Below are 10,837 nucleotides of genomic sequence, written 5' to 3' on the forward strand. Positions count from 1 at the left end.
GCGCCGGCATATCGTGCCGCGCCAGTGCGATCGCAAGCAGACTGGCGGCCGGGCCGGCCCCGAGTATGAGCAGCGGATTCATTGTTGCACCTCCCTGTGTGTCGGCATTGGGCGCAATGCGAGCCACAGCGCGCCGAGCGAAGTCAGCGTCAGACCGATCCACAACAGCGACGCGAAGGGCAGCACCCGCAGCACGACCACCGCCTGCGCAACCTGCGGCCCGCCTTCGAGCGCCGCCACCGCGGACGAGGTGGCGACCCACAGCTGCAGGTCGCGCGCCCAGCCGCGGTCGATGAAGGGATGCAGCACATAGCCTGGCTGGTCGGCGTAACGCGCATAGCGGTAGTCGAGGATTTCGCAGATCTGGCGCACCGGCCCGGCGTAGCCCGCGATCGCGCTGCGGGCGTCGCGGTACAGCGTCTGTCCCTGCAGCACACCGTGCTCAGGCGTCGAAATCTCGATCTGCGCCAGCGCGCGGAAGCTGCCGCGACCCTGCGTGCGACCGCCGTCGGCCGCGCGGTCCACGTCGAGGCCGGTGACGCGCACCGCATAGCCCTGATGCGCACGCTGCCACTCTCCGTCGATAGCCACCAGGTGCTGCGAATAGCCATTCAGCGCCGTCGCCAGCAACCCGCCCCACAGCGCGACCACCGCACCGAGATGCAGCAGGCCGAGCGACAGCAGGTAGCCGGCGTTACGCCGGCTGCGCCAGGCGCCGTGTACGCTCCATGCAGCGCAGCCGAGCGCCAGATAGGCGCCGGCGATCAGGGCGGCGTCGATGCGCGGCAGCGCGCCGGCGATCTGCTGCGACAGCACGCCGCTGCCGGCGTAATGACGGGCCAGCGGGCCGCCGTGCTCGAACATGGCGGCGCAGGCCAGTGCCGCGACCGCCAGCGTGATCCAGCCCAGTCGCGCCGACAGCCGGCGGGCGAAGAACCAGCCGCCGATCAGCCCGGTCACGACCATGGGCAACAGCAGCAGACGCGCCAGCCCGTAACCATCGACGTCCCACTGCGCGAAGGCCGCGCGCAGCGCCGGCAGCTCGGAGCCGCGCGCCCAGTTGCGCAGCGTTTCGAAGAAGGGCTTCAAATCGTCCGGCCGCGGCAGGCCCTGTGCGCTGGCATAGAAGGCCCAGGCAAGATGCGCGGATGCGGCAAGGCCGATGAACACGAAAATGAGCTGCGTCGCGCGCAAGCCCCAGGCGGCGAGGTTCAGGCGTTTCGCATTCGGCAGGGGGCGCACCGCGCGCAGTCCGTGCAGCCACGCGGCCAGTCCGGCCAGCGACAGCAGGACAGCCAGCGTCATGTGGGCCGCCCAGGTCGACGCGCCGACGTAGCGGTGCGAACTGGCGAGCACCTCGTTGCGCGTGACGCCCATCGCGACCGCGGTCAGCACCGCCGCCGCCAGTGCGGCAAAGGGCACCCAGCGCCACATCGTGCGCCCGGGCCGCCAGCCGCCGGCGCCGTGCAGATGGGCGGCGAGCAGACACCACACGGCGAACACCGCGGTCTGCACCGGGTCCCAGTGCCACACCTGGCCGTACATCGCGTCCTCGAAGGCCCACACCATGCCGAAGCCGATGCCGGCGGTGAGCAGTGCCCAGGCTCGTCGTGCGTGCGTCAGCGCACTGCCCGGCCAGCGCGTCTCCTGCCCGCCGAGCGCAGCCAGCGCGGGTGCAGCGAGCGACAGCGTCCACGCGTAGGCGGCGAGGATGAGCGGCGCGTGCACCAGCATCCATATCTTCATCAGGTGCGCGTTCATGCCCTGTGACGCCGACTTCTGCAGCCAGTCGACCGGGGTCGCCGCGAACGGACCGAGCCAGGCGGCGGTCAGCGCGTACCAGGCGGCCAGCAGCGCCGTGACGTCGATGCGCTGGCGGCTCTGCGCCGCGCCGCGCGCGGCCAATGTGCTCAGGAACGCCGCCAGCAGCAGCGTCGTGCCCTCATCGCCGCCCCACAGATTGGCCAGCTTCAGATGCAGCGGCAGTTCGGCGCCGCTGTAGATCCACACGTAGCGCAGGTCGAAGCGGTCGGCCAACAGCAGCACGGCGAGCGCAATCAGCGCGCCCCACAGCAGACCGGCCGCAACAGGCAGCAGCGCGCAGCGCCGGGCGGGCGCCACGCCGCCCCACAGTGCGGCGGCACCCGCGGCTGCAAGCAGCGCATTGCCAACCGCCGGCAGCGCCGTGCAGACAAGCGCCGCCCCCAGCACGGCGCCCCACAGCAGGCGATCACGCATGACGGCGCTCCGGTCCGACATGGATTGCCGCGCCTTGCAGCCGCGCGCGCAGATCACCCGGCGCGACGCCCTGCGCAAGCAGCGCGGCGATCAGCCCGCTCATCCGCGCGGTGGCGATGCTGGCGCCGCCGCCGCGTTCCGGATGACCGGGTTCGATCAGCGCGTGCGTGCCGAAGTCGGCTGCCGCACTCGCTAGCCACGACAGCTCGCCCGGCGCGCAGCGCGCGTCGCCGGTCACCGCGATGCAATGCGCGAAGGCCGCCGGATACACCGGTGCACCGCGTGCAGGCGCCGAGGCGACCAGCACGATGTCGGCGTCGGCGGCATCGCAACAGGCCTGCGCCAGCCGTGGGCTGGCGGTGGGCATGCCGAAGCTCATGTTGATCAACTGAACGCCCTGCCCGATCAACCAGTAGAGGCCGTCGAGCACCGCATCGACCGTCGTTTCACGGCTGCGGTCGAACACCTGCGCCACCGCCAGCCGCGCCTGCGGCGCGTGCGCAAGCACGCAGCGCGCGATCTGGCTGCCGTGCCCGCGCGCATCGGCGTCCAGCGCCGCGGTTCCGGTCATGGCATACACCGCGTCGCTCAAGCCACTGTCCAGCGCACTGTCGAGCAGGCCAACGCGAACGACGGCGGTCATGCAGCGGCCTGCGGAAAATCGATGACGCAGTCGAAGGCGAGCTGCGACAGGTCGCGGTGACTGACCACGATGCGTGTCGCCTGCGGCAGCAGCGCGTCGATCGCCGCCAGCGTGCGCAGTTCGAGCGCGCCGTCGAGCGAGGACGTGCCCTCGTCGATCACCAGTACCGTCGGCGACATCAGCAGCGCGCGCGCCAGCGCGACCCGCTGGCGCTCGCCGCCGGACAGCGAGGCGCCGCGCGGGCCGACCATGGCGTCCAGCCCTTCGGGCAACCGCGACAGGAAGTCGCTCACGCCGGCCGCCTGCGCCGCCTGCTCGACCTCGTCGCGACGCGCGTCCGGCCGGCCGTAGCGGATGTTGTCGCGCAGTGAGCCGGTGAACAGCACCGCCTCCTGCGACACCACGACGACGTGCCGGCGCAGCGTCGCGCGGTCGACGCGCTGCAGATTCACGCCGCCGATGGCCATCCAGCCAGCTGACGGTTCGAAGTGGCGATGCAGCAGATCGATGAAGGTGGATTTTCCGCTGCCTGAATCGCCACGCAGCCACACGCGGGCGCCGGCAGGAAGGGTCAGGTTCAGTCCGCTGAACGCCGGGCGCGCCGCGCCCGGATAGCTGAAGGCGAGGTCGCGCACCACCAGGTCGCCGGTCGGCAGAACGTCTGCCGTCAGCAGAGGCGCATCGTCCGGCACATCGAGCGCGCGCAGTTCGTCGACGCGGTTCAGGCCCACCTTCACCCGCTGCCACTGCAGGTAGAGCCCCATCAGCGCATGCAGCGGCGCGCTGGCGCGCTGCACGCAGGTGGCGAAGGCGACCAGCGTACCCAGCGTCAGCGGCTCGCCGGCCAGCATCGACAGGCTGCCGCCGACGAAGATGCCGATCACCGCCAGCGACAGCAGCAGGTTGGGAAAGGCGCCACCGAGGTAGCCGAACAGCTGCAGCGACAGCAGGCGCTCGCGCACCGTGCCGTGCAAGGCAGCGAGCCGTTCCAGCTCGCGCCGCTCGGCGGTGTGCGTCTGTATGCAGCGCACCGCACCGACCTTCTCGACCAGAAAGCTCGACACCTCGACACCGGCGTCGCGCGACTGCTGCGACAGCTTCTCGATGCGCGGTCGTACCCACGACAGCACAATGCTGTTGAGCCCCATCAGCAGTGCGAGGAAGAGCGCGAGCTTGGGACTGAGCAGCCAGAGCAGGACGACGGTGCCGATCAGCGTGAGCACCGAGTTGATGGCCGACAGCACGGCGTCGACGGCGAAGCGCTGCACCTCGCCGAGGTCCCCCTCCAGCCGCGCCAGCAGGTCACCCTGCCGCATGCGCGCGAAGAAGGCCGGCGACAGCCGCAGCACATGCGCGAACAGCGATTCGCGCATGCGGTGGAGGATGCGCGCCGACGCCGCCACGTGGATGCGGCGGCAGGCGAAGCCGACCGCCAGCGCGAACAGTGCCAGCCCGACCATCCAGGCGCCGGCCGCCAGCACCGCCGCGCGATCGTGCGCGAGGATGCCGTCGTCGATCAGCGCCCGGGTCAGCAGCGGCTGGGCCAGTCCGGCCAGCACGGCGAGCAGCGACAGCAGAAGCACGGCCGCCAGCGCCGGCCACTCGGGCCGGATGAAGGCGCCGGCCCAGCGGTAGAGCGCGCCGAGGCGACGGCCGCCCGGCCCCGCAGGCGCCACCGCGACTGGCGCGGCGCCGGCGGTGGGCGCATGGAGTGCTTCTGCCCTCATGCCGCTCAGCGCTGGAAGATGCGCAGCGAGGTGAGCACCTGGTCGCCACCGCCCGGCGTGCGGATGTTGCCGATGCGCTTCAGCGTGGCGCTGTCATACACCGCGATGTCGCCCTGGGTGCCGCCGATGTACAGCTCCTTGCCGTCGCTCGACACATTCACGTTGTAGTAGGTATGGTCGAGATCGACACGGTCCATCTTGCCGGTCTTCGTGTTCACCTTGGTGAGCTGGGTATAGACCGTATAGGTTTCGTCGCGGCGCACCGGGTTCACCACGCTGGAAAACAGCACGACGCCGGCATTCTCGAATTCCTTGAACTTCACCGTGTCCTTTTCGAGGTCCAGCGTCCAGATGCCGGCGCGCAGAGCCGACGGATCGCCTTCCGGCTTGTTCGCGTAAGCGACGTAGTAAGGCGTGGCGAACACATTGGTCTGTTCCCACTGCGGCCAGATCGCCAGCGTGTCCGGCTCGCCCTGCTCGCCGTTCTTCCAGCTGCGCCACGGGTGCTTGCCCTTGACTGCACCGGTCTGCGGGTCGAGCTTGAGCATGTCCCAGCTGAAGGCGTACAAGGTGTCGCCCTTGGCCGACCAGGCCAGCGTGGACACGCGTCGCGGCACCTTGAGCTTGCGTACCGGCTCCGCGTCGGTGCCGGCGTCGGTGCGGTAGATCGCGATATAGGGATCGAGCACCTTGTATTCGCCCGGCAGCAGCTGGGTCGGGTTCACATAGACCGCCAGTTCCTTGCCGTCCGGGCTCAGGTCCATCGGAAAGGGCGACTTGCCGCGGATGTCGCCGCCGGACAGTTCCGCGCGGAATACTTCCTTGCCGCTGTCGAGGTCGATGCCGGACACGGTTTCCCAGCGGTTGTGGATGACGTAGGCGGTCTTGCCGTCGCGCGAATGCACCAGCGTGATCGGGCTGTTGCCCATCGAGGTGTTCGGAATGGTGTGCGTCTTCACCACCTTGCGTTCCTTCGCGTCCATCACGAACACGAGGTTGGGGCGTGCGGCGGTCACCAGATAGTCCTTGGCCGCGAGGGCGGCGGTCGGAAGGGCGCCGAACAGCGCGACGCCGGAGCTGACGGCCAGTGCGGCCGCCGTGGTCTTGATCTTCATGGTCAGCAGTTCCTCTTGTACGTTCGCGGGCTTACTTCGGGAACACGCTCTGCAGCGCCTTCCAGTCGCGCGCAGCGTCGTCCTTGCCGGTGTTCCAGTCCGGGTAGTTGTGCAGCGTGTCCGGCACCTGGGCCGGCCACCAGCACGGATCGGAACAGCCGTACAGATCGGCTTCCATCGGCTGGCACAGGCCGGCCACGCCGAGGAAGGGATCCAGTTCCCAGCCCGGGTCGAAGGTGGTGGCGCAGCCGGCGACGGCAGCGGTCATCGCGACCACCTTCTCGACCGCCTCGTCGTTCGGGGCGGCTTCGATCTGGTGGGCCTTGCGGTTCAGCGGTTTCAAGCGGTTCATAGTTCAGAGCTCCTGTTCGCGACGTGCTTGTAGAGGAAAGCGGGGTTCTTTTCGAGGATTTCGAGGTAGGCCTCGATGCCGAAATCGACCCACTCCCTGAGCAGTTCGCAGTAGTGATAGACCGGCGAATGCGGGTCGCTGAAGTTGGCGTAGGACTCGTGGTAGCAGCCGCCGGAACACAGATTGCGGATGCGGCAGGTCGAGCAGCCGCGCTCCGAGCGGTCGAGCGCGCCTTCGAGGAAGGCGCCCAGCTCCGCCTTCGCGATGCCGGTGTCGACGTTGCCGAAGGTCGGCAGCTCGGAGCCGGTGAAGCGGTGGCAGAGATTCAGTTCGCCCTTGTGATCGACCGCCAGCAACCCGATGCCGGCACCGCAGGGCAGCGCTTTGCGACGGCCCTCGTACAGGTCGGACAGCATCTGGTGCATGTTCGAGAAGCCGATGTTGCGGCCCTCGACTGCCGCCTCGACGTACTCGCGGCCCAGCGTCTTCATCGCGTCGAACACCGCGCGCAACTCGTCACCGACCAGGTTGAAGGTGGTGATCGGATTACTGGTGACCGGCGCGAAACCCACTTCGGCGAAGCCGATTTCGTCCTTCAGGTGATGGTGGATGGCCGCCACGTCGGAATAGCCTGCGGTCAGCGTGACCCGCGCACCGACTGCCCGCGCGGTGTAGCGCGACAGCAGCATGCGCGCCTTCTTCGCCACCACCTCGTAAGTGCCCTTGCCGCCTATGGTCTTGCGGCGCAGGTCGTGCACCGCCTGCGGACCATCCATGCTGATCGAGATGCCGAAGGAGTGTTCGTTGAACCAGTCGGCGATCTCTTCGGTGAGCAGCGTGGCGTTGGTGGTCAGCGAGAAGTCGACCTGCTTGCCCTCCTCGCGGCAGCGCTCTTCCGCGTAGGCGGTGACCGCCTTGATCAGCCGCATGTTCGACAGCGGCTCGCCGCCGAAGAACACCACGTTGACGCGGTCGCGCTTCGCCCCTTCCTTCAGCAGCAGCTCGATGCTCTTCTTCGCCTTGTCGAAGTCGAGCTTCTCGCCCTTGGACGGCGTCGTCAGGTCCTCCTTGTAGCAGTAGGTACAACTCAGGTTGCAGCCGGTGTTCACGTTCAGCACGATGGTGCTGAGCGGAAACTCGGTCACGCTGATCCCGGCGCCGCGGTCGGCCACGGCGGGGTCGCCGCGCAGCACGCCCAGCGACTTCAGGTCCTCGATCGCGTCGGCGATCAGCGTCGGCGAACCGCTGCCCGAGAAGCGCTGCAGCAGCTCCTCGAAGCTCACGGTCGCCTTCGGCCGCACGAAATCGAGCACCTCGGTGGTCACGCCGTCGAGATCGAAGATGCCGGTGCTCGGCACGTGCAGCAGCACGCGCCGGCCCTTCACATCCACGTCGTGGAAGGCGTGCGTATCGACGTAAAGCAGGTTGGCTTCGGACATGGTGGCTGTTCCGGTGACGGCCCGCCCTCAGCGGATCGGGGGATCGTTGAAGCGCTGCACGGTGACGATCAGCGGCGCCGTGGCCTTGACCGTGCGCGTGCCGTCCTTGACCGCGGCGGTCACCTTCAGCTCGCCCGCGTTGTTGGTGCGGTACTTGCGCTGCGGATTGGGACCGGCGTCATTGGTCATGAACAGGCCGCTCTGGTCGATGCGGCCGGCGAACTTGGCGTCCTTCATTTCCGCCGCCACCTTGTTCAGGTTGTCGAAGGACCAGGCCGCAGGCATGGCGCCCAGCAGCACATCGTCGGCCGTACCCTGCTTGCCGTCGGCGCCCACGGCGTAGGCCAGCGCTTCGAGCTGGGCCGGCACCTTGTTCATCGAGCCGCCGTTGCCGCCGACACGGGCCATCGGGTGGTCGGGCGTGATCTTCACGTAGTCGATGCGCTGATAGACCTTGAGCGCGTCGCCGCTGCGTGCGTTACCCACCTTCACCTCGCGCGGTCCGGTCACGGCGTCCTTCGCCGACTCGACCTCGACCACCACACGCTCGGCGCTGCGCTCGGCTACCGATACCACCTTCACGCCATTGCCCAGGTTCACGTCGCCGTCGAGACCGACGCCGTTGATGACCAGGCGGCCGCGGGTACCCGCCTTCAGCGCGGCGGGCTGCACCGACAGCACGGTCGGCGTGGCGCCATCGGCGCGCACGGCGCGCAGCGTGCCGCCGATCGCGTCGTAACCGGACTCGAACCAGCGACCCGACAGCGAACGCCCACCGTCGGCCAGCGTCATGACCTGGTTGATCTCGCGCTCGCCGCTCTTCAGCGTCGCGCGCCATTCGTGACCGGTGTAGACGAGGGCCGATCCGGTCAGCTGTTCGCTCGTGCCGTTCTCATAGCGCACGGTCATGCTGACCGAATAGGCGTCGTTGCCGGTGCGCTTTACCGTGGCCGTACCTTCGTAGGCACCGGTGCCCGGCTTGTGGCCGACCAGGCGCCAGCTGCCGCTCGCGTCAGCCGGCTTCTGCGCCTTCCACTTGTTCCAGCTGTCGGACTCGAAGCCGTACACCTTGCCCAGTTCGACCGCGGCCTCGCCGGTGGCGATGTCGAACCAGTTGCGGTCGCGACCGCCAGCCTGGATCTCGATCGCCGGAAACTGACCGACATGGAAGTGCACCAGCTTGCGCCAGTCCGCCTCGGTGCGACGCTGTACCGCGATGCGGCCGTAGGAGTGGCAGCGCGCGCAGGTGTCGCCGATCAGCTTGTTCTCCGGGTGCTCGACCACGCTGGGCGTGCGGTCGACGATGTAGCGGTGCGCCGCCGACTCGTCCGGCGACAGGCCGTAGGCGTCCGACAGGTATTTGACGATGGCGCCGCGCTCGTCGTGGCTCAGCTTGACGCCGTGCGCGAAGCTCATGCGGGCGACCGTCATGTCCCAGCCTTCGGGTGTGCGGCGGCTTTCGCTGATGCGGTCCCACTTGCCGTCGCCCTTGGCGGAGTGACAGGACGCGCACTTGGTATTGACCAGCGCTTCGCCCGCCGGGGCGGCCGCGTAGGCGCCGGCGACGCAAAGCTGGGTGAGCAGGCCGGCGGCAAGCGCGAGCGCTCGCTGCGACCTCCTGTTGAGTACTGTTCTGTGCATCGAGTACCTCTTGAGTTGTTGGCCATGAATGCCGCCCGGTGGCGATGCGGCGTCTGTGGATCACGGCGCAGGCGGAGCTCGCCGGCCGTTGATCGACTATAGGAGTGGGGTCTGCACGGGCGTTATCGCGAACCGGCCAGAGGTTCCGTTCGCACTATCAAGAATCGGCCCGTTCGTCCGGACGCCAGCCGGCGGTGTATTGCCGGGGGATGTGGGCAGGCCTACCATGGGTTTCAGAGGAGTCCGGGCGAGCCGGGCGGGTCCGGTCTGTGCGCCGGAACGCACGCCGATCCGCAGACACAGAGAACGCCGCCATTTTCCGAAGCGTCATCCGTCCTGCCAGACAGCATGGGTTGCGCCGATCACGAGCGGCGAAGGGAGTGAGCGTGAATACCGTTGAATCCACCCGCGAGATGCTGTCGCACGAACAGCCGGTCGGTCCCCAGGTGTGCTGTTTCGTCACCGAGGACCCCTGTCAGCACGCCGACAGCCTGCCGCAGTGGTCGCAGGAATACCTGCAGCTGACCAGCGGCGAATTCCGCGGCCGCATCGTCGAAATGTCGTCCGGCCCGGTGCAGCTGTTCCGCGAATCGATGGACCAGGTGATCGACGAGAAGGGCCATCCGCGTCCGTCGTCCTACACCTTCGGTGTGCCGATCAACGTGCATCCGGACGGCTACTGGCAGGCGCAGGAGGTGCGCCGCGACAGCCTGCTCACGCTGCTGCCGGGCGAGGAACTTCACTTCCGCACACCGCGGATGTCCGACATCTTCGTCGCCGTGATCGACGCCGACACGCTGGACGGCTACGCCGAATCGGTGCTCGGGCGCGAAGTCGCGAGCGTGGTCGCGCGCACGCAGATGCAGACGCTGCAGTCAGGAGCGGCGATGCGCTACCGGCAGGTGCTGCACGAGGTGATGTGCTGCGTGCAGTCCACGCCCGAGGTGCTGCAGCACGCGGCCTCCTGTCAGGCGGTATCGGAATCCATCATCAATGCATCGCTCACCGCGCTGCTGTCGATTTCCGAGCGCCCCGAACGCAGCCGCGGCGGCCACGCCATCCACCGCGCCATCGTCGAGCGCGCACGCCAGTACATCCTTGCCAACCGCGACGCGCCACCGTCGGTCAGCGACCTCAGCGCGCATCTGAAGATGAGCCGGCGCGGCCTGCACCATGCCTTCATGAACGTGCTGGGCATCAGCCCGGTCACCTTCCTGCGCTACGTGCGCCTGCACGGCGTACGCAAGGACCTGCTGCATGGCGGCCCCGACATGTCGGTCAGCAGTGCCGCCTGCAAGTGGGGCTTCTGGCACATGGGCATGTTCTCGTCCTACTACAAGGCGCTGTTCGGCGAGTCGCCGTCATCCACGCTGAAGCGCCCGCCGCAGGTGCGGGCGCAGCCGTGGTCCTCCGGCACCGGCGACTGGCCCTTCCCGGGATTGTCCGGCTGAAAAAAACGGCCGCGACGCGAGGAGAGCGTGCGGCCGTCAAGGATTCCGCCGGAGGCGGAATCCGCGAGGTCATTGTCGGTGCGTCAGAAGGTGCGCTTCACGTAGATCAGCCACTTGCTGTCGCCGGTGTCCTTGCAACGGATGCCGTTGTCGCAGATGGTGTAGAAGTTCTTGTCCGCGTTCGTATCCACATACGCCACCGCCGCCTGCCAGCCCCCTTCGAAGTTCTTC

Annotated in this window: 9 protein-coding genes; 1 reads left to right on the plus strand and 8 read right to left on the minus strand. The window is 68.3% G+C overall.

The genetic code is table 11. The features are described 5' to 3' along the window. Positions 1-78 precede the first annotated feature (78 nt). From ccsA to peaA, 7 genes are read right to left on the minus strand one after another with little or no spacing between them, the layout of a single operon-like run. Positions 79-2,238, minus strand: coding sequence for a cytochrome c biogenesis protein CcsA (gene ccsA, locus AC51BJ_RS00065; protein ID WP_496278924.1), 2,160 nt, complete (start codon positions 2,236-2,238; stop codon positions 79-81). Then, positions 2,231-2,881: a subtilisin-like serine protease QhpE gene (gene qhpE, locus AC51BJ_RS00070; RefSeq protein ID WP_496278925.1), complete on the minus strand. Its 651-nt coding sequence runs from the start codon at positions 2,879-2,881 to the stop codon at positions 2,231-2,233. The genes ccsA and qhpE overlap by 8 nt, the downstream gene beginning before the upstream one ends. Then, a complete protein-coding gene (locus AC51BJ_RS00075) occupies positions 2,878-4,608 on the minus strand; it encodes an ABC transporter ATP-binding protein (protein WP_496278926.1) in 1,731 nt (576 codons plus the stop codon). The genes qhpE and AC51BJ_RS00075 overlap by 4 nt, the downstream gene beginning before the upstream one ends. 5 nt (positions 4,609-4,613) lie before the next feature. Continuing rightward, positions 4,614-5,723, minus strand: a complete 1,110-nt coding sequence (gene peaD, locus AC51BJ_RS00080; RefSeq protein WP_496278927.1) for a quinohemoprotein amine dehydrogenase subunit beta — start codon at positions 5,721-5,723, stop codon at positions 4,614-4,616. Between the two features lie 31 nt (positions 5,724-5,754). After that, the gene (gene qhpC, locus AC51BJ_RS00085) at positions 5,755-6,075 is read right to left on the minus strand and encodes a quinohemoprotein amine dehydrogenase subunit gamma (RefSeq protein WP_019915608.1); all 321 of its coding nucleotides are present in this window, start codon (positions 6,073-6,075) and stop codon (positions 5,755-5,757) included. After that, positions 6,072-7,514 carry a quinohemoprotein amine dehydrogenase maturation protein gene (gene peaB, locus AC51BJ_RS00090; RefSeq protein WP_496278928.1) on the minus strand — a complete coding sequence of 481 codons (1,443 nt, stop codon included), beginning with the start codon at positions 7,512-7,514 and terminating at the stop codon, positions 6,072-6,074. Before peaB ends, qhpC begins: the two co-directional genes overlap by 4 nt. A gap of 27 nt (positions 7,515-7,541) precedes the next feature. Then, complete coding sequence (gene peaA, locus AC51BJ_RS00095; RefSeq protein ID WP_496278929.1) at positions 7,542-9,155, minus strand: quinohemoprotein amine dehydrogenase subunit alpha; 1,614 nt, start codon at positions 9,153-9,155, stop codon at positions 7,542-7,544. Between the two features lie 386 nt (positions 9,156-9,541). Between peaA and AC51BJ_RS00100 the strand changes: the two genes are divergently transcribed. Further along, positions 9,542-10,606, plus strand: a complete 1,065-nt coding sequence (locus tag AC51BJ_RS00100; RefSeq protein WP_496278931.1) for a helix-turn-helix domain-containing protein — start codon at positions 9,542-9,544, stop codon at positions 10,604-10,606. Positions 10,607-10,689: 83 nt separating this feature from the next. Here AC51BJ_RS00100 and AC51BJ_RS00105 read toward each other — a convergent pair. Further along, the coding region (locus AC51BJ_RS00105) for a TorF family putative porin (RefSeq protein ID WP_496278932.1) at positions 10,690-10,837 on the minus strand (148 nt) is incomplete at its 5' end.

The sequence above is a fragment of the Methyloversatilis sp. S146-33 genome (genome assembly GCF_059552495.1).

Bases quoted from the DNA above. Each gene is read 5' to 3' on its own strand.
- ccsA (WP_496278924.1), bottom strand. From the start codon at position 2,238: ATGCGTGATCGCCTGCTGTGGGGCGCCGTGCTGGGGGCGGCGCTTGTC.
- qhpE (WP_496278925.1), bottom strand. From the start codon at position 2,881: ATGACCGCCGTCGTTCGCGTTGGCCTGCTCGACAGTGCGCTGGACAGT.
- AC51BJ_RS00075 (WP_496278926.1), bottom strand. From the start codon at position 4,608: ATGAGGGCAGAAGCACTCCATGCGCCCACCGCCGGCGCCGCGCCAGTC.
- peaD (WP_496278927.1), bottom strand. From the start codon at position 5,723: ATGAAGATCAAGACCACGGCGGCCGCACTGGCCGTCAGCTCCGGCGTC.
- qhpC (WP_019915608.1), bottom strand. From the start codon at position 6,075: ATGAACCGCTTGAAACCGCTGAACCGCAAGGCCCACCAGATCGAAGCC.
- peaB (WP_496278928.1), bottom strand. From the start codon at position 7,514: ATGTCCGAAGCCAACCTGCTTTACGTCGATACGCACGCCTTCCACGAC.
- peaA (WP_496278929.1), bottom strand. From the start codon at position 9,155: ATGCACAGAACAGTACTCAACAGGAGGTCGCAGCGAGCGCTCGCGCTT.